20 protein-coding genes are annotated in these 18408 nt (G+C 70.8%); 10 read left to right on the plus strand and 10 right to left on the minus strand.

The features are described 5' to 3' along the window. Positions 1-49 precede the first annotated feature (49 nt). The 5 genes from hslV to lptM all read right to left on the minus strand — a co-directional run bounded on the left by hslV (position 50) and on the right by lptM (position 3448). A complete protein-coding gene (gene hslV / locus VGU03_RS13395) occupies positions 50-616 on the minus strand; it encodes an ATP-dependent protease subunit HslV (RefSeq protein ID WP_327481316.1) in 567 nt (188 codons plus the stop codon). Positions 617-764: 148 nt separating this feature from the next. After that, the gene (xerC, locus tag VGU03_RS13400; protein ID WP_327482110.1) at positions 765-1673 is read right to left on the minus strand and encodes a tyrosine recombinase XerC; all 909 of its coding nucleotides are present in this window, start codon (positions 1671-1673) and stop codon (positions 765-767) included. Then, a complete protein-coding gene (locus VGU03_RS13405) occupies positions 1670-2356 on the minus strand; it encodes a DUF484 family protein (RefSeq protein WP_327481318.1) in 687 nt (228 codons plus the stop codon). The genes xerC and VGU03_RS13405 overlap by 4 nt, the downstream gene beginning before the upstream one ends. Before the next feature lie 85 nt (positions 2357-2441). After that, positions 2442-3260: a diaminopimelate epimerase gene (gene dapF / locus VGU03_RS13410; protein WP_327482112.1), complete on the minus strand. Its 819-nt coding sequence runs from the start codon at positions 3258-3260 to the stop codon at positions 2442-2444. A gap of 20 nt (positions 3261-3280) precedes the next feature. Then, positions 3281-3448, minus strand: coding sequence for an LPS translocon maturation chaperone LptM (lptM, locus tag VGU03_RS13415; RefSeq protein WP_327481320.1), 168 nt, complete (start codon positions 3446-3448; stop codon positions 3281-3283). 64 nt (positions 3449-3512) lie between these two features. Here lptM and VGU03_RS13420 point away from each other — a divergent pair, with 64 nt between their 5' ends. Next, positions 3513-4196 (plus strand): hypothetical protein, encoded by a 684-nt coding sequence (locus VGU03_RS13420; RefSeq protein ID WP_327481322.1) that lies wholly within the window; start codon positions 3513-3515, stop codon positions 4194-4196. 68 nt (positions 4197-4264) lie between these two features. Then, positions 4265-4768 carry a hypothetical protein gene (locus VGU03_RS13425; RefSeq protein ID WP_327481324.1) on the plus strand — a complete coding sequence of 168 codons (504 nt, stop codon included), beginning with the start codon at positions 4265-4267 and terminating at the stop codon, positions 4766-4768. 4 nt (positions 4769-4772) lie between these two features. Here the strand turns inward: VGU03_RS13425 and VGU03_RS13430 are convergent, their stop codons facing one another. After that, positions 4773-5246, minus strand: a complete 474-nt coding sequence (locus VGU03_RS13430; RefSeq protein WP_327481326.1) for a GNAT family N-acetyltransferase — start codon at positions 5244-5246, stop codon at positions 4773-4775. A gap of 213 nt (positions 5247-5459) precedes the next feature. On the opposite strand from VGU03_RS13430, the gene VGU03_RS13435 reads away from it, so the two are divergent. Continuing rightward, the gene (locus VGU03_RS13435) at positions 5460-6944 is read left to right on the plus strand and encodes a RimK family protein (RefSeq protein ID WP_327481328.1); all 1485 of its coding nucleotides are present in this window, start codon (positions 5460-5462) and stop codon (positions 6942-6944) included. A gap of 15 nt (positions 6945-6959) precedes the next feature. Here the strand turns inward: VGU03_RS13435 and VGU03_RS13440 are convergent, their stop codons facing one another. Beyond that, complete coding sequence (locus tag VGU03_RS13440) at positions 6960-9053, minus strand: putative bifunctional diguanylate cyclase/phosphodiesterase (protein WP_327481330.1); 2094 nt, start codon at positions 9051-9053, stop codon at positions 6960-6962. A gap of 115 nt (positions 9054-9168) precedes the next feature. Continuing rightward, the gene (locus VGU03_RS13445) at positions 9169-9384 is read right to left on the minus strand and encodes a hypothetical protein (protein WP_327481332.1); all 216 of its coding nucleotides are present in this window, start codon (positions 9382-9384) and stop codon (positions 9169-9171) included. Positions 9385-9500: 116 nt separating this feature from the next. Between VGU03_RS13445 and aroE the strand changes: the two genes are divergently transcribed. From aroE to VGU03_RS13460, 3 genes are all read left to right on the plus strand, one after another. After that, a complete protein-coding gene (gene aroE, locus VGU03_RS13450) occupies positions 9501-10337 on the plus strand; it encodes a shikimate dehydrogenase (RefSeq protein WP_327481334.1) in 837 nt (278 codons plus the stop codon). Positions 10338-10444: 107 nt separating this feature from the next. Continuing rightward, positions 10445-12205 carry a peptide-N4-asparagine amidase gene (locus VGU03_RS13455; RefSeq protein ID WP_327481336.1) on the plus strand — a complete coding sequence of 587 codons (1761 nt, stop codon included), beginning with the start codon at positions 10445-10447 and terminating at the stop codon, positions 12203-12205. 129 nt (positions 12206-12334) lie between these two features. Beyond that, positions 12335-12838: an energy transducer TonB gene (locus VGU03_RS13460; RefSeq protein ID WP_327481338.1), complete on the plus strand. Its 504-nt coding sequence runs from the start codon at positions 12335-12337 to the stop codon at positions 12836-12838. On the opposite strand, the gene VGU03_RS13465 is transcribed toward VGU03_RS13460, so the two are convergent. Continuing rightward, the gene (locus VGU03_RS13465) at positions 12820-13353 is read right to left on the minus strand and encodes a gamma carbonic anhydrase family protein (RefSeq protein WP_327481340.1); all 534 of its coding nucleotides are present in this window, start codon (positions 13351-13353) and stop codon (positions 12820-12822) included. The genes VGU03_RS13460 and VGU03_RS13465 overlap by 19 nt on opposite strands. Before the next feature lie 78 nt (positions 13354-13431). Between VGU03_RS13465 and VGU03_RS13470 the strand changes: the two genes are divergently transcribed. Next, positions 13432-15489, plus strand: coding sequence for a M3 family metallopeptidase (locus VGU03_RS13470; protein ID WP_327481342.1), 2058 nt, complete (start codon positions 13432-13434; stop codon positions 15487-15489). Positions 15490-15503: 14 nt separating this feature from the next. Here VGU03_RS13470 and VGU03_RS13475 read toward each other — a convergent pair whose 3' ends face one another. Next, positions 15504-15716: a hypothetical protein gene (locus tag VGU03_RS13475; protein WP_327481343.1), complete on the minus strand. Its 213-nt coding sequence runs from the start codon at positions 15714-15716 to the stop codon at positions 15504-15506. 153 nt (positions 15717-15869) lie between these two features. Here VGU03_RS13475 and xth point away from each other — a divergent pair, with 153 nt between their 5' ends. From xth to VGU03_RS13490, 3 genes are all read left to right on the plus strand, one after another. Further along, a complete protein-coding gene (xth, locus tag VGU03_RS13480) occupies positions 15870-16640 on the plus strand; it encodes an exodeoxyribonuclease III (protein WP_327481345.1) in 771 nt (256 codons plus the stop codon). Between the two features lie 6 nt (positions 16641-16646). Then, positions 16647-17327 (plus strand): YecA family protein, encoded by a 681-nt coding sequence (locus VGU03_RS13485; protein WP_327481347.1) that lies wholly within the window; start codon positions 16647-16649, stop codon positions 17325-17327. 224 nt (positions 17328-17551) lie between these two features. Beyond that, a complete protein-coding gene (locus tag VGU03_RS13490; protein ID WP_327481349.1) occupies positions 17552-18385 on the plus strand; it encodes a pirin family protein in 834 nt (277 codons plus the stop codon). Positions 18386-18408: the final 23 nt, after the last annotated feature.

Consider the following 18408-nt stretch of genomic DNA (forward strand, 5'->3'; position numbering starts at 1 on the left):
ACGGGGAATGGGGAACGGGGAACGTCGACAGCAAGGCAAGCGGGGTGCATCACGTTCCCCGTTCCCCGTTCCCCGTTCCCGCTTCGAGTTCCTCGATCGTGGTGCTGTGGTTGGTGTAGATGCAGATGTCGCCGGCGATCTTCAGCGCCTTCTCGACGATCTGGCGCGCGTCCATCTCGGTGTTTTCCAGCAGCGAAAGCGCGGCCGCCTGGGCGTAGGGGCCGCCGGAGCCGATCGCGATCAGGCCGTGCTCGGGTTCCAGCACGTCGCCGTTGCCGGAGATCAGCAGCGAGGCGTCCTTGTCGGCCACCGCCAGCATCGCCTCGAGCTTGCCGAAGCGCCGGTCGGTGCGCCATTCCTTGGCCATCTCCACGGCGGCGCGGGTGAGGTTGTTGCCGTGCTTGTCGAGCTTCTGCTCGAACAGTTCGAACAGCGTGAAGGCATCGGCGGTGGCGCCCGCGAAACCGGCCAGCACGTCACCCTTGCCGAGCCGGCGGATCTTGCGCGCGTTGGACTTCATCACGGTGTTGCCCAGGGTGACCTGGCCGTCGCCGCCCAGCACGACGCGTCCGCCGCGGCGGACCGAAAGGATGGTGGTGGCGTGGAAGGATTCCATGGACGGCTCCGCAGGGCTTGAGCGGGCATACATGGGGCCGCTGCGGTGGCCTTCAACGTCGTCGTCGGCTCGGCCGATGGGCACGACCGGCGGAACACCAAGGCCCGCCATCCATTCGGCTTACCGCCGGAGAGGACGTCGATCGTGCTCAGCCCCTGCGGCGTGCGCGGGGATGCGCGGCGTCGTAGACCTTGGCCAGATGCTGGAAATCCAGATGCGTGTAGATCTGCGTGGTGGCGATGTCGGCATGGCCGAGCAGTTCCTGCACGGCGCGCAGGTCGCCGGAGGATTCGAGCATGTGGCTGGCGAAAGTGTGCCGCAACAGGTGCGGGTGCACGCGCTTGGGCAAGCCCTGCGCCAGCGCCAGTGCCTTCAGCCGGGCCTGCACCGTGCGCGGGCTGATCGGCGCGCCGGCGCGGCCGCGGAATACCGGCGTGGCCGACGCCGCACCCTCGGCCCGGGCCAGCGCGCGCAGCGCGGTCACCGCGTGGCTGCCTACCGGCACGATGCGCGTCTTGGCGCCCTTGCCGAGCACGCGCACTTCGCCCTCGTCCAGCTGCAGGTCGCCCCAGCGCAGGCCGCACAACTCGGACAGGCGCAGGCCGGAGGAATAGAACAGTTCCAGCATCGCGCGGTCGCGCAGGGCGAGTGCGCCTTCGCCGGCGTGCCCGACCAGTGCGCCCGCTTCGTCCACGTCCAGCACCTGCGGCAGCTTGCGATGCACCTTGGGGCCGCGCACGCCGGCGGCCGGATCGTGCGCCAGCACGCCTTCGCGGCTGAGCTGGCGGAACAGGCTGCGGCAGGATGACAGCAGCCGCTGCAGGCTCTTGGGCGAAAGCCCGGCGCGGTGCTCGGCGGCGACGAAGGCGCGCAGGCGCGCAGGCGTCAGCGCGGCGAAGTCGCCGACGGCCTGTGCATCCATCCAGGCGAGCAGCTTGTCCAAGTCGCGGCGATAGGCGGCGACCGTGTGCGCGGAGGCCTGGCGCTCGCCGGCGAGGCGGCCGAGCCAGGCCTCGACCTGCGCGCGCGGCGCGGCCGCACGGCCGGTGGCGTTCAGGCCAGCTCCTGCGAGCGGGTCAGCGCGGCGTTCATGGTGGCGCCCAGCATCTTGAGGAACAGCGTGCCCATGCCGGGCTGGAAGTGGTTCGGATCGGCGCTGCCCAGCGCGAGCAGGCCCAGTTCGCCCAGCGGCATCACGGCGGCCGACTGCACCTCCGGTGCGTGGTCGCCGAACAGACGGTACAGCCGCTCGGCCGAGAGTCGCCCGACCAGCGGCTCGTGGTTGCCCAGAAAGCCGGCGAACTCGCCCAGCGCGGCGCGGCCGCCCGGCTCGACCAGCAGCCATTCGGCCTTCGGCAGGCCGTGGGCATGGCCGAACAGCAGCAGCCGGACCTGCTCGATGCGGAAGTCGCTGGCCAGCCGGCTGATCACGCTGCGCGCGGCGAGCGCGGGCGTGGCCGCGCGCAGCATCGTCACGTGCAGTTCGTGCACGCGTTGCATCAGCCGCTCGTTGTCCGCGGCGATGGCGATCAGCTCGGCCAGACGGCGCTCCAGCTCGGCGTTCTTCTCGCGCAGCTGCTGCAACTGGTACATCGCCAGCGAGGCGACCGGCCCTTCGCTGCGCGGCAGCGTGAGCTGCGCGGCGAGGTCCGGGTAGTCGGCCAGGAAATGCGGATGGCGCTTCAGGTAGGCGGCCACCGCGGTGGCGCCGGGGATCTCGTCGAGCAGGGTATCGGGCATGGAGCGACCTAGGAAACGTCAGGCGGCGGATCGGCCTGGCCGGAGTGTGCGACGCGCGCGGCTGCGCATCAATGCGTTGGAGCCATCATGCCTGGGCCAGCCATTCGCCTTCGAAGGCGAACGCGGCCGGGCCGGTCATCCACAGCGTGTGGCCGGCGCCCGGCCAGTCGATCTGCAGCCGGCCGCCGGGCAGGTCCACCTGCACGCGTTCGTCCACCAGGCCACGCGCGCGCAGCACCGCCACCGCAGCGCAGGCGCCGGTGCCGCAGGCCTGCGTCCAGCCGGCGCCGCGCTCGTGCACGCGCAGGCGCACGTGGTCGCGGCCGAGGAGCTGCACGAAGCCCGCATTGGCGCCCTGCGGGAAGCGCGGATGGGCGGTCAGCTGCGGGCCGATGCGTTCCAGCGCCGGATCGGCGAGGTCAGGCACCACCACGACGGCATGCGGGTTGCCCATCGACACGGCGCCGACCTCGACCATGCCTTCGGCCAGCGCGAGGGCGTAGCTCTCGGCACGTGCCTCGGCGAGCAGCGGGATGCGCGGCGGATCGAACAGCGGCTCGCCCATGTCCACGGTGACCCGCCCGGCGTCGAGCACGCGCACCGTCACCGGCCCGGACGGGCTTTCGATGCGCACCGACTCCCCCGGTGCGAGCGCGCCGGCGCGATGCAGCCACGCCGCCACGCAACGCACGCCGTTGCCGCACTGGCCCGAGGGGCTGCCGTCGGCGTTCCAGATGCCGTAGTAGAAGGCGCAGGAGGAATCGCGCGGCGCCTCCACGCTCAGCAACTGGTCGCAGCCGACGCCGGTGTGGCGGTCGGCCAGCGCGCGGATCGCCTCCGACGAAAGCGCGAGCGGCGCCTGCCGCGCATCGATCAGCACGAAATCGTTGCCGATGCCGTGCATCTTGGAGAAGCGCACGGCGGTCAGCCCGGCTGCGACGCGCTCGTGGCCGGCGCGGGCGCGGAGGAGGCGGGCGCTACCGTATCGCCCGGCTGCGCGGGCGAGGGCAGCACCAGCGGTCCCTTGTTGCCGCAACCGGCGAGCAGGCCGGCGGCCAGCAGCAGGACGGTGCAGAGGATGGATCGGCGCATCGGCTTTCCTCGAAACGGCGGCGGCTATGATGCGCGCATCATAACGGTGCGGACCGACGCTTCGATGGACTGGGCCATGCTGCTGCAACTGCCGAGCACCCTGCTGGGTATCCTGGCCGTGCTCGCGCTCCTGTTCGCGCTGGTGCAGCTGGTGGCGCTGCGCCAGCACCTGCAGGCGCGCCGGCCATTCGCGGCGCTGCTGCGCACGCTGTTCCTGCTGGTCGGGCTCGCCTTCGTTCTGGTGCTGGCCGGCGCCGGCTGGAGCCTGCGCGGCTACCGGCTGCTGGGCGAGGAAGCCCCGGTGGCGACGCTGGATGCGCGCATCCTGTCGCCGCAGCGCTGGACGGTCACGCTGGGCTGGCCCGACGGACAGACCCGCGTGGTGGGCGTGGCCGGCGACGCCTGGCGCGTCGAAGCGCTGGTGCTCAAGTGGAAGCTGCCCGCCCTGCTCTCGGGCTTGCCGCCGCTGTACCGGCTCGATCGCCTGTCCGGCCGTTACGACGACCCGGCCGAGGAGGCCAGCGCGCCGCGCACGGTGGTCGACCTGCGCCAGGCCGGGGCGTTCGACCTGGCTGTGCTGGCGCGCCGGCATCCGGACTGGCTGCCGATGATCGACACCGTCTATGGCAGCGGCGCCTACCTTCCGCTGGTCGACGGCGGCCACTACACGGTGAGCCTGATGCGCACCGGCGCGCTGGTCGCGCGCCCCGACGAGGACACCGCCGAGCGCATCGCCCATCCGCTTTAGCGCTGGGCGGCTTGCATACAGCCGACGCCAGGCATCCAATCGGCCGACCTGCCTGCCGGAGTCCAGCCATGCGCCTGCCGTGTCTGCTGCTCAGCCTGATGCCCGCCGCGGCCCTGGCCGCGTCGCCTGCGCACGGCCTCGATGCGATCGCCGTGTATGCCGGTTCCTGGCAAATCCAGATGCACCATCTGGACACGCCCTACAGCAAGGCCGGCATCGAGCACACCCGCCTGCACAACCAGTGCTGGCGCGGCCAGGCTTTCTATGCCTGCGAGCAGGTCGTCGACGGCAAGCCGGCGGCGCTGGTGGTGTTCCTCAGGGGCAAGGGCAGCGGCCACTACGTCACCCATGCGATTCCCGCCGATGGCGGGCACGCCAACGACGGTACGCTCGAGATCCAGGGCGACCGCTGGACCTTCCCCTGGCAGTTCGACGACCACGGCAAGACCATCCACGCACGCGTGGTCAACGTCTTCGACGGACACGACGCGATCGACTTCCGGCAGGAATATTCGGCCGATGGCGTGCACTGGACCGCGATGGCCACCGGCCACGAGACCCGCGTGCGCTGAGCGCCTACCGGGTCGCCAGCGGCTTCTCGTAGCGCCAGGCGTCGGCGCCGTCTTCGTAGTAGCCGGCATAGCGGCCGATGCGTAGGTAGCCGGCGCGTTCGTACAGGCCGATCGCGGCGGCGTTGTCCACCCGCACCTCCAGCCGCAGCGCACGACTGCCGCGTCGACGCGCGGCCTGTTCGGCAGCGGCCAGCAGGCCCGTGCCGATGCCGCGCCCGCGTGCGGCCGGTGCGGTGGCGATCGAGTAGAGCCGCGCCAGCGTGCTGCCTTCGCGGAAGAACACCAGCGCGCTGCCGAGCAGGCCCTCGTCCGCCGCGTCGGCGACCAGTACGGCCGCGTGCGGGCTGACCAGATGGCGGCGATATTGCGCACGGCTCATGCGGTCGCCGCTGAAGGCGCGCAGCTCCAGTGCGACCAGCGCATCGAGATCGGCCGGTGCGGCGGTGCGCACGGGCGTGGACGACGGGTTGGGGGCCAAGCGGTGCTCCGGTGGGCGCGCATCCCGTAGGGTGGGCCCGAGCCCGCCGCCGCGCAATGGTGGGATCGAACGAGGCGGTCGCTGAACCGCCTCTTAGGCCAGCCCCGGCGCGCCGTTGCGCGCCGCGCCGCCTATGCCAAACTGCGCGCTTTGCGTTCCCTGCCGCCTCGCTCCGCGCCGCGACGGCATTCCTCCTGCGTGTAGCGAGGTGCCATGACCCGCCTGGTGATCGTCGTCGAGAAAGCCTCCGACTGGAGCGCCTACTACCCTTCCGTGGACGTCATGAGCGCGATGGACTACCTGCGCGAACCGGTCGGCCGCGACGACGAACGCACCCACGTGATCAACCTGTGCCGCAGCTACAAGTACCTGGGCACCGGCTACTACGTCTCGCTGCTGGCCGAGGCGCGCGGGCACAAGGTGCTGCCCTCGGTGCGCACCATCAACGACCTGGGCCGGCGCTCGCTGTACGGACTGGACATCGAGGACCTCAACAGCAAGCTGACCCACTTCCTGCCGGCGGGCGGGCGCGACACCACGGACTTCGGCATCCTGGTCTACTTCGGCGAGACCGCCTACCCCGCGCTGCAGGACCTGGCGCGGCAATTGTTCGAAATGTTCCCCTGCCCGCTCCTGCGCATCGAGTTCGAGCGCGAGCGGGTGTGGCAGGTCGCCTCGATCAAGCCGGTCGGCCTGCACACCTTGGACGACGCGCAGGAGGACGCCTTCGCCGCGGAGCTGGACCGCTTCTCGCGCAAGCTCTGGCGCAAGCCGCGCACGCGCAAGCTCTACCGCTACGACATCGCCATGCTGGTGGACCCGACCGAGGCGATGCCGCCTTCCAACAAGAAGGCGCTCAAGAGCTTCGTCGCCGCGGGCAGGGAGCTGGGCATCGAGGTCGATCCGATCGGCAAGAACGACTACCCGCGCCTGGCCGAATACGACGGCCTGTTCATCCGCGAGACCACTGCCAGCGACAACCACACCTACCGCTTCGCCCACCGCGCCGAGAAGGAAGGCATGGTGGTGATCGACGATCCGGCCTCGATCCTGCGCTGCACGAACAAGATCTTCTTGAACGACCTTATGGTCTCGCGCAAGCTGGCCGTGCCGCGCACCGAGATCCTCTACCGCGACAACGCCAAGGGCCTGAAGGAGACGGCCGAGAAGCTCGGCTTTCCGCTGGTGCTGAAGATCCCCGATGGTTCGTTCTCGCGCGGCGTGGTCAAGGTGGAGAACGCCGCCGCGCTGGAAAAGGCCGCCGGCGAGCTGTTCTCGCACAGTTCGCTGCTGCTGGCGCAGGAATTCGTCTACACCGAGTTCGACTGGCGCATCGGCGTGCTCAACCGAGAGCCGTTGTACGCCTGCAAGTACTACATGTCGCGCGGCCACTGGCAGATCTACAACCACGGCGCCAAGGGCACCGCCAAGTCCGGCGGCTTCGAGACGGTGGGGGTGGGCGACGCGCCGGCCGAGGTGGTCAAGCTCGCGCTCAAGGCGACCCAGGCGGTGGGCGAGGGCCTGTACGGCGTGGACCTGAAGCAGGTCGGCAACAAGCCGGTGGTGATCGAGGTGAACGACAATCCCTCGATCGACGCGGGCATCGAGGATGCCTATCTCGGCGCGGACCTCTATCGCCGCGTCATGCAGGAGTTCCTGCGCCGCATGGAGCACAAGCGGCTGGGCATCGGGCGCTAGCCGCGCCGGCTGCGGTCAGCCGTTGGCGGCGTCGCTGGCCGCCGGTTGCGCCGCCGAGCGCAGCAGGTGCGCCGGCACCGCTTCGGGCGGCAGCGGCCGCACGAACAGGTAGCCCTGGCCGATCTCGCAACCGGCTTCCTGCAGCCACTCGGCCTGCGCGTGCGTCTCGATGCCCTCGGCGATGGTGGACAGGCGCAGCTTGCGCGCCAGCGCGATGATCGCTTCGGTGATGTCGCGGTCGGCCGGGTTGCGGCTGGCGCCCTGGACGAAGCTCTGGTCGATCTTGATCGATTGCGTCGGCAGCTGGCGCAGGTGGCTCAGGCTGGAGAAGCCGGTGCCGAAATCGTCGATCGCCATGCGGAAGCCCAGCGCCTCGAGCTGGCGCAGCTGGCGCAGCGTGTGCTCGGCGTTCTTCATCGCCGCCGACTCGGTGATCTCGAATTCGATCAGGCTGTGGTGCAGGCCGAATTCACGCAGCGTGCCGAGCAGCCCGGCCACGAAATGGCCGTCCTGGATCTCCTGCAGCGACACGTTGATCGCCACCGGCACCAGCGGCAGGCCGCGTGCACGCCATTGCGCGAGCTGGCGCGCCACCTGGCGCAGCACGACCTGGCCGAGCTGGCCGATCAGACCGCTGCTTTCGGCCAGCGGCACGAAGACCTTGGGCGGCAGCAGGCCGCGCGCGGGGTGCGGCCAGCGCGCCAGCGCCTCCAGGCCGACCACGCGCCGGCTGGCCAGGTCCACCTTCGGCTGGTAGTGGACGATGACCTCCTCGTGCTGCAGCGCCTCGCGTAGCTCGGCCGAGAGCAGCAGCCGGTCGCGCGCCAGCTCGCTCATGCGCGGCTGGTAGAAGCAGTAGCCGGCCTTGCCCTGCTCCTTGGCGGTGTACATCGCCAGGTCGGCGTGGCGCAGCAGGCTCGCGGCATCCCCGCCGTCGCGGGGGAACACCGCCACGCCGATGCTGGGCGTGGCGCTCACGCTGTGTCCCGAGACCGCCACCGGCCGGCTGACCAGGCTGAGGATCTTGCGGCAGATCGATGCCAGGTTGGCCTCGCTGCGGAAGCGCTCCAGCACCACCACGAACTCGTCGCCGCCGAAGCGCGCCACCGTGTCGCGGCTGCGCACGCTGGCGCGCAGGGCGTCCGCCACCGAGCGCAGGAACTCGTCGCCGACGTCGTGGCCGAGCGTGTCGTTGATCGATTTGAATCCGTCCAGGTCGACGAACATCACCGCCACCTCGAACTGCTCTTCCTTGGCCAGCGGCAGCAGGCGGTCGAGCAGGTCGAGTACGTTGGCGCGGTTGGGCAGCGCGGTCAGCTCGTCGTGGTAGGCCAGCCAGGAGAGCGCATCGCGCGCCTGGCCCAGTTCGCGCGCGATCGCCTCGGTGTGCCGCTGCAGCTGCCGGTGCGCCAGGCTCACGCCCAGCGTCAACAGCAACAGCAGGCCCGACACCAGGCTGACCGCCAGGCCCAGGCCCAGCCCGTGCAGGCCGACGCCTGCCTGCAGGCTCACCGCACCGGGTACGAAGCGCATCCCGGCCATGCCCAGGTAGTGCACGCCGGCGGCGGTGCCGCCCAGCAGCACGGCGGCCAGCAGGCGCAGCCACCAGCGGTGGCGGCGGTCGCTGCGCCAGATCACGCTGTGCAGCCAGATCGACGCGGTCGAGCCGGCCAGTCCGAGCCCCAGCGACGCGGCGATCCAGGGCGCCTGCCAGGCGACCGGCGGCTGCATGTGCAGCGCGCGCACGCCCAGGTAGTGCATCGAGCTCATGCCCAGCCCGAGGATCACGCCGGCCGCCACGGCGCCGGCATGGGTGGCGCGACGCGCCAGCAGCCACAAGGTGGCGCCGGTGGCCAGCATCACCGGCAGACTCGACAGCGCCGTGCCCTGACCGTCGTAGCCCAGCGGTATCGGCACCCGCAAGGCGAGCATGCCGATGAAATGCATCGCCCACACGCCCGATCCCATCGCCAGCGCACCGAAGCTGGTCCACAGCACCGCGACGGGGCCGCGCGAGCGGGCGATGCGCCCGACCACGCTGAAGGCGACATAGGCGTCCAGCGCCGCCAGCGCGACCGACAGCACCACCAGCCACGGGTTGTAGCTCACCGCCATCATGCTTCGGTTGTCGCCCCTGTCCCCGGACGCGAGTGCGTCGCGTAAGATCGCGCCTTGTAGCACAACGCGCGTGTCGGGGCGCGCGGCGACACGCGCCGGCGCGGCGTCAGCCGAGGGGTGTGGCCACGGCCAGCCGGCGCAGCCGCAGGCCGGCCAGCACGCATGGTGGTGCGAGCAGCAGCCAGTACAGCGGCGTCCAGCCGAGCGTGTCGGTGTGCGCCGGCAGTGGCGTGAGGGCGAGCAGGAAGGCACCGAGCAGCCACCACAGGATCGCGCCTGCGGCCAGCCGCAGGGCAAAGAGAGGGGAACGGCTGGCAGGCATGGCACGGGCTCCGGAAGTGACCGGCGCACAGGCTGCGCCGCGGCCATCTCAGCGGTTGCGACGCCGCTACCGTGCCGGCCTAGAATGCGCGCCTCGCAACGTCCACAGGACTGCCCATGGCCCACGGCACCGCCCTTCCTGCGCGCTACGCGGTCTTCGGCCATCCGGTCAGCCATTCACTCTCGCCGGCCATCCACCGGCTGTTCGGCGAGCAGTGCGGCATCGCGCTGGAGTACACCGCCATTGATGCCGCGGCGGAGTCGTTCGCCGACGCGGTGCACCGGTTCCTCGCCGGCGCGCACGGCGCCAACGTCACCTTGCCGCACAAGGCCGCCGCCTTCGCGCTGGCCGACGAGCGCAGCGCGGCGGCCAGTCGCGCCGGCAGCGCCAACGTGCTCACCCGCCTGCCCAATGGGCGGCTGGCCGCACACAACACCGATGGCGCCGGCCTGGTCCGCGACCTGGTCGAACGCCAGCGGTGCGCGTTGGCCGGCGCCCGGGTGCTGCTGCTGGGCGCCGGCGGCGCCGCCCGCGGCGTGGCCTGGGACCTGCTCGACGCGGGCGTGCAGGAGCTGACCATCGCCAACCGCACCGCCGACACCGCCGCCGCGCTCGCCGGTTCGCTCGGCGTGACGCGGGGGCGGGCACGCTACTGGCAGGACCTCGCCGAACTGGGCGGCTTCGACCTCATCGTGCACGCCACCTCGGCGGGGATGCTCGGCCAGCAGTTGGAGCTGCCACGCAGCCTGGTCGGTCCGCGCACGGTCGGCTACGACCTTTCCTACGGCGCCGGCGCGCAGGGTTTCCTCGACTGGGCCCGCAGCGCGGGTGCCCGGGCCGCCTGCGACGGCCTGGGGATGCTGGTGGAGCAGGCCGCCGACGCCTTCGCCCTCTGGCACGGCCGCCGACCGGACACCGGGCCGGTCTACGCTCGGCTGCGCACGGCCGCCTGAGGGCCGGGCCGCCCTGTCCGTTCCGGTGCGCCGCTCACACCCGGGCGCCCGAGCGCGTGCTAGCGTCCGCTCGCACAGGGGGGTTACTCGCATCAGCGGAGTTACCCATGACGCAAATAGGGATGCTCGGCCGTGGCCTGTGCGGCCTCGGCCTGGTCGTAATGCTGTCGGGCACCGCGCAGGCGGCGCCGGCCGCCGCGGGATTCACCATCGGTTCGCCCAATGTGGCGGTCGCCGATCCGGCCGTGCCGCGGCCGCCCGGCAAGGCCTGCACGGTCGAACTGTTCAATGACGTGAGCTTCGACGACTTCGGCACCCGGCCTTACAGCTATGCGCCGCCTGCCGGCTGCGGCACGCACTGGAAGAAGGTGGTGCTCGAGGCGGACTTCTCGGTAACCGCCGGACGCCAGTACGACCGCACCGCCACGCTGTGGCTGGGCGGCGTGAACCTTTACTTCGGCACCACCCAGGAGCCCTCTGCCGCGGTGTCGCCGCAATGGCACGTCGAGCGCGACCTGACCGACTACAGCGCCCTGCTGCGCCAGGCCGGACAGGGCCAGGCGATCATCGGCAACCTGGTCAACAGCACCTATACCGGCGTCATCCACGGCAGCGCGCGGCTGGTGTTCTATCCCGGCGGCGGCCAGGGCGACGTGCCCGATGCGGTCTACCCGCTGGGCGCCGACCCGGTCGGCAACACCACCGTGCTCAACAGCGGCAGCGACCAGCTGGCCAAGACCTTCACGCTGCCACGCAACGTCGAGCGGGCCTACCTCGACGTGTTCACCCAGTCCCAGGGCGGCGACGAGTTCTGGTACACCTGCGTGCCCGATGCCTACGCCGCGCAGACCTCCGAATGTGGCGGCGGCAACTTCCGCGAGGCCGAGGTGAGCATCGACGGGCAACCGGCGGGCGTGGCGCCGGTGATGCCGTGGATCTACACCGGCGGCATCGATCCGTACCTGTGGCGCCCCACGCCCGGCGTGCAGACGCTCAACTTCACCCCCTACCGCGTCGACCTGACCCCGTTCGCCGGCCTGCTCAGCGACGGCGCGCCACACCAGGTCGCGCTGAGCGTGGCCGGTGCGCACGGCTACTTCTCCGCCACCGCGGCGCTGCTGATCTACCGCGACCCGCAGGCGGCACAGGTGACCGGCCGCATCGTGCGCAACACGCTCGCCGGCCAGCCGCCCACGCCGACCATCGGCAGCACGTTGGCCACCGACGCCAACGGCACCCTGAGCGGCGACATCACCACCCAGCTCAGCCGCCAGTTCACCATCGAAGGCTATGCCGACACCTCGCGCGGGCGGGTGCGCAGCACGGTGACGCAGACGGTCGGCTTCGACGACACGCAGAGCTTCCTCATCGACCCGTCCACCTACGACCAGCACAGCGTGCAGCTGACCCGCGTGGACAGCCTGAGCACTCGTCAGCGCGGGCCGCTGGCGGAAACCTACGAACAGCACGTGCGCTACCCGCTGGACCTGGACTATCGCCAGGTGACCGCCGCCGACGGCAGCCTGAGCGCCGCCACCACGGTGCGCCAGAGCCAGGAGTCGAACACCGCCCGCGGCCTGGCCGGCATCCCGCTGTACACCACGCGGCTCTCCAACCAGGTGGAAGCGGCCGACACGCTGCAATTCGACGCCAGCGGCGCGTTCACCGGCCACACGGGGCAGCACAACACGCAGCACTACCGCTTCGATGACGATCTCGGCAGCTGCTATGAGGCGTCGGTCGCCAGCACCGGCGGCCTGCTGAGCGGCTACACGCAGGGCCAGGGCTGTGCCGGCGGGCGCAACCGGCTGAGCTGGTTCAGCCGTCCGGACGGCTCGCCCGATTCGCGCGAGCACGCGCCGCTCTGACCTGACGACCTGACCTGCACGACGCGAGGGGCGAAGGAGCGTCCCTCGCGATTCCGGTCACGCCACTGACACACCCGCCCGCTACGGTGCGCGCGCCGCGCCGGAGCGCGGGTCACTGGCGATGCATGCATGTCCGTTTCCTTTGCGCCGAAGCGCCTTCCCCTGCTGGCGGCAGGCGCCCTGCTGCTCCTCGCCTGCGTGCTGCTGAGCTTGCGCTGGCCCCGTTCCGCACCCGCCGCGCCGGCCGACGACGACGGCCGCGGCCTCCTGCTCGGCTTGGCCGAGCAAGCCGAGCGCGACCATCGCCTGGTGGCGCCGGCCGGCAGCAACGCCTACGAGTTCTATCTGAGCGCGCTCGAACTGGCGCCGCAGGACGCGGCCACGCGCGAGGCGCTGCACCGCTTGTTTCCCGCCGCCACGCAGGCCATCGAGGAGACGATCGACCGCGACGAGCTGGACGAGGCCGAGCGCGAGCTGCGCCTGCTGCGCGACTTCGACGGCGACAACTACACCGTGGCGCTGCTGGCCGGCAAGCTCGCCGCCGAACGCGGGCTTGCCACGCGCCGCCACGAAGCCCGCGCGGCGATGATCCGCGCGCGCATCGCCGATGCCGCTCAGCCGGCGGCCAGGTAGTCGTCCTTCAGCCGCATGTAGTGCGCCGCCGAGTAGTGCAGCTGCTCGACCTGCTTGTCGGTGAGCACGCGCATGCACCGGGCCGGGTTGCCCAGCCACAGCTCGCGCTCGCCCACCACCTTGCCCGGCGAGACCACCGCGCCGGCGCCGACGAAGCCGTGCTTTTTCACCACCGCGCCGTCGAGCACGGTGGCATGCATGCCGATCAGGCAGTAGTCCTCGATGGTGCAGGCGTGCACCACGGCGGCGTGGCCGATCGTCACGCCCTCGCCGATCACGCAAGGGAAGCCCGGCCCGTACGGGCCTTCGTGGCTGACGTGCACGATGGTGCCGTCCTGGATGTTGGTGCGCGCGCCGACGCGGATGTAGTGCACGTCGCCGCGCAACACCACGCCCGGCCATACCGATACGTCGTCGCCGAGCGACACGTCGCCGATCACGCTCGCGGCCGGGTCGACGTAGACGCGCTCGCCGAGGGTGGGGCCGATGCCCTTGTAGATGCGCAGGTGGTTCATGCACGCATTGTAGGCGAGCGTGCGGCTTGAATTCGTCCAGGCCGGTCGCCACGCTTCGACTGAGCAAAGGAGCAACCCATGGACTCATCCAACCCGCTGCTGGCCGACCAGCCGCTGCCTGCCTTCTCGCAGATCAAGCCCGAGCACGTGACGCCGGCGATCGACGCGATCCTGGCCGATTACCGCGCCGGCATCGAGGCGCTCACCGCCGCCGATGCGCCGAAGGATTTTGACACGGTGATGCTCACCCAGGAGCGCCTGGAGCAACGCCTGGCGCACGCCTGGGCGCCGGTGGGGCACCTGCATGCGGTGGCCGACAGCGAGGCGCTGCGCGCGGTGTACGGGCCGGCCGAGGAGAAGCTCACCGAACATGCCATCGAACTGGGCCAGAACCGCGCGCTGTACGCCGCGGTGCGGGCGCTGGCCGATGCGCCCGCGTTCGCCACGCTGCCGCGCGCGGAGCGCGCGCTCGTCGAGCACGCGCTGCGCGACTTCAAGCTCTCCGGCGTGGCGCTGGAGGAGCCAGCGCGCAGCCGCTACCGCGAGATCGGCGTGGCGCTGTCGCGCCTGTCCACCGAGTTCTCCAATGCCGTGCTCGATGCCAGCGAGGCCTGGCACGAGCACATTACCGACGAGCGCGACCTGGCCGGCGTGCCCGAATCAGGCCGCGCGGTGCTGCGCCAGTACGCGGCCGAGCAGGAGCTGGAAGGCTTCCTGGTCACGCTCAAGCAGCCCAGCGTGCAGGCGGTGCTCACCTATGCCGACAACCGCAGCTTGCGCGAGCGCGTCTACTGGGCCTACCAGACGCGCGCCTCCGACCAGGGTCCGGACGCGGGCAAGTTCGACAACAGCGGGCGCATCGAAGAGATCATGAAGCTTCGGCACGAGGCCGCGCGGCTGCTGGGCTTCGCCAACGCGGCGGAGGAATCGCTGGCCACCAAGATGGCCAGCTCGCCGACCGAGGTGATGGAGTTCCTGCACGACCTGGCCCGGCGCGCCCGCCCGGTGGCACAACAGGAACTCGACGAACTGCGCGCCTGGGCGCAGGCCGAGCTGGGCCTGGACAACCTCGAGCCCTGGGACGTCGCCTACGCCTCGGAAAAGCTGCGCGTCCAGCGCTACGCCCTGGACGAGGAACAACTCAAGCCCTACTTCCCGCTGCCGGCGGTGTTGGAGGGCTTGTTCGGCCTCACCGGCAAGCTCTACGGCATCACGCTCGCGCAGCGCGACGACGTCGACGTGTGGCATCCGGACGTGCGCTACTACGACGTGCGCGATGCCGGCGGGCGCGTGTTCGCCGGCGCCTACGTCGACCTCTACGCGCGCAACGGCAAGCGCGGCGGCGCCTGGATGGACGTCTGCCGCGCGCGCTTCGACGATCAGGCGCAGCACCAGCTGCCGATCGCCTTCCTGACCTGCAACTTCGCCCCGCCCACCGAGGGCAGGCCCGCACTGCTCAAGCACGACGACGTGCTGACCCTGTTCCACGAGTTCGGTCACGGCCTGCACCACCTGCTCACCGAAATCGCGCTGCCCTCGATCGGTGGCATCGACGGCGTGGAATGGGATGCGGTGGAACTGCCCAGCCAGTTCATGGAGAACTTCGGCTGGAACCGCGAGGCGCTGGACCTGTTCGCGCGCCACTGGCAGACCGGCGAGCCGCTGCCCGAGGAGCTCTACCAGCGCATGCTCGCCGCGCGGCACTACCACGCCGGCTTGTTTCTCGTGCGCCAGCTCGAGTTCGCGCTGTTCGATTTCCTGCTGCACCTGGAATACGACCCGGCGCGCGGCGCGCGCACGATGGAGGTGCTGGAAGAAGTGCGCAACCAGGTCGCCGTGCTGCATCCGCCGGCGTGGCAGCGCTTCCCACACGCGTTCACGCACATCTTCTCCGGCGGCTACGCGGCCGGCTACTACAGCTATCTGTGGGCCGAACTGCTGTCGGCCGACGCCTTTGGCGCGTTCGAGGAACTGACCGAGCATGGCGGCAGCGCGATCGACCAGGCCACCGGCGAACGCTTCCGCCGCGAGATCCTCGCCGTCGGCGCCAGCCGCCCGGCGCTGGAAAGCTTCGTCGCCTTCCGCGGCCGCAAGCCCGAGCCGGAGGCGCTGCTGAAGAGCCACGGGCTGGCCTGAAACGGGTACCGTCCTTACGCAGGCAGGTGCTGCGGCGCCCGATGCTCGCGCGCGATGAGGCGACGGAACGCCTCGCTGGCATTGGCCCATTCCACGATGTCCACCCATGCGGGCGGTCCGACTCGGCGAAGGCCGTCGGCCAGTGGGGCACCCTGGGCGAGGATCGGCTCGGCCAGCCACTGGCGCAGGCCGACCTGCGCGCGCTGGGTCGGGCGATCGGCGAACACTGCGCCGCCGGCCAGACCGTGGCGGTCGGCTACGCGCCGGTCGCCGGCGCGCAGCGGCTGGATCCGAGCTCACCTGTCGCCGGCACTACCCACGTTCCCCCCACTGCTGCGGCTGCGGGCGTCTGGACCGGAGCCATCCCCTACAATGGACCGATGAAGATCGCCTCCTGGAACGTGAACTCGCTGAAGGTGCGCCTGCCGCAGCTGACCCAGTGGATGGGCGAGACCCGGCCGGACATCGTCGCGCTGCAGGAAACCAAGCTGGAGGACGCCAAATTTCCGGTCGACGAGCTGGCCGCGGCCGGCTACCGCGCGGTGTTCTCCGGGCAGAAGACCTACAACGGCGTGGCCATCCTGGCCCGTGGGCACGCGCCCAGCGACGTGGTCACCGACATCCCCGGGCTGGACGATCCGCAGCGGCGCATCCTGGCCGCCACCGTCGGCGATCTGCGCGTGATCGACCTGTACGTGGTCAACGGCAAGGCGGTGGGCGATCCGAAGTACGACTACAAGCTCGACTGGCTGGCCAAGGTGCGTGAGTTCATCGCGCGCGAGCACGAGCGCCATCCCAACCTGGTGGTGCTGGGCGACTTCAACATCGCGCCGGAGGACCGCGACGTGCACGATCCGGCCGCCTGGCGCGATAGTGTGCTGTGCTCGGTGCCCGAGCGCGCGGCGCTCGAGGCGATCACCGGTCTGGGCCTGCACGACAGCTTCCGCCTGTTCGAACAGGACGCCGGCCACCACAGCTGGTGGGACTACCGGCAGGCCGCCTTCCGCCGCAACCTTGGCCTGCGCATCGACCTGATCCTGCTCGGCGATGCGCTCAAGGGCACCGCCCGCGCAGCCGCGATCGACCGCGTGCCGCGCGGCTGGGAGAGGCCGTCCGATCACACCCCGGTGACGCTCGATCTGGATATCTGAGAAACGATGAATACGCCTCCCACCGAATGGCCCAGTTCCCTCACCGACGACGAGCTGGACGAGCTTGACCGCTACCTGCGCGGCCACGCCGAGGAAGGCCGCCTGCTGCTCGACGGCGTGCACGGCATGCTCTCGGCGATCGCGGTCGGCCCGCTCGAAGTGCTGCCGGACGAATGGCTGCCCGAGGTGCTGCACGACCCCTTCGCCGACGAGGCCGAAGGCAACCGCGTGCTGGAGCTGCTCGCCAAGTTGAACGATTCGATCCGCGTCGAGCTGGACGTGGATGCCTACGAGCCGATCCTGGGCGAGGTCGACACCGACACTGGCCCGGTGCTGTCGGCCGCGGGCTGGTGCGAGGGCTTCAGCCGCGGCATCGACCTGCGCGCCGGGCTGTGGGAGAAGCGCCTGGCCGACGACCCGCAGCTGATGGAGCTGCTCGGGCCGGTGATGGCGCTGGCGGTGGACGAAGGCATCCTTTCGGCCGAGACCGAGTTCGAGAAGCTCAGCGACGAGGAGTACGACCAGTGCCTGGCGCAGGTCGCGCCGGTGCTCGATGCGGTCGACCAATACTGGCACGAGCATCCGGCCACCGAGGCGGAGCTCGCCGCGCTAGCCCGCGAGCCGGCGCCCGAGGGCGCGGACGCACCGACCCCGCCGCGCCAGCGCAGCGGCCATTGGGTGCACTGAAAAGGCGGACGGCCGATCCGGCGCTCTACCCGCCGATCGACACGCTCAAGCCGGTCGCCCCGGCGCTGTGGATCGGGCTTTCGCCTGGCTGCTGCGGTAGGGCAAGCCCGCCGGCTCCTCCATTTTCCGCCACGCCGAAACGCTGCGTTCACGCCGCGGCGCTTGGCCCCGTTCCGCGCGGGCCCCATGCTGATGCAGGTTCCTTATCAAGCCGGAGGCTTTCCATGAGCCAACGCACCATCACCCGCCGCGTGCGCGGCATCGACACCAACGACGGCGCCGGGGTGAAGCTCAAGCGCATCATCGGCCAGCCGAACCTGGACATGCTCGATCCGTTCCTGCTGTTGGACGAGTTCCGCTCCGACCAGGCCGGCGACTACATCGCCGGTTTTCCCGAGCACCCGCATCGGGGCTTCGAGACGGTCACCTACATGCTGGCCGGTCACATGCGCCACGGCGACAACCACGGCAACCAGGGCGACCTCGGTCCCGGCAGCGTGCAGTGGATGACCGCCGGCCGCGGCATCCTGCACTCGGAGATGCCGCAGCAGGAGAACGGCCTGATGTGGGGCTTCCAGCTATGGGTGAACCTGCCGGCGACGGACAAGATGACCGCGCCGCGCTATCAGGACATCGCGCCGGAGCGCATTCCGCGCGTCGAGCCCGCGCCCGGCGTGGAGGCAAGGGTGATCGCCGGCCGGCTGGGCGATGCGGTGGGCCCGGTGCAGGGCGTCGCCACCGCGCCGGTCTATCTGGACATCACGCTGGCTGCCGGCGCGCGCTTCGAACTGGATCTGCCCTCTGGCCACCATGCCTTCGCCTACGTGTTCGAGGGCGAGTCGGCCGAGGTGGGCGGCTCATCGCTGTCACGCAACGAGCTGGCGGTGCTGTCCGATGGCGATGAGCTCAGCCTCGCCGCGGGTACCACCGCTGCACGCCTGCTGGTCGTCGCCGGTCGCCCGCTCAAGGAAAGCGTCGCACGCTACGGGCCGTTCGTGATGAACACCCCCGAGCAGATCCACGAGGCGATCGCCGACTTCCGCGCCGGGCGTTTCTGACTTGGCGCCCTCTGCCAAGGCAT

Origin of the sequence: Frateuria sp., assembly GCF_035944355.1 — a bacterium.
Taxonomy (GTDB): domain Bacteria; phylum Pseudomonadota; class Gammaproteobacteria; order Xanthomonadales; family Rhodanobacteraceae; genus Frateuria_A.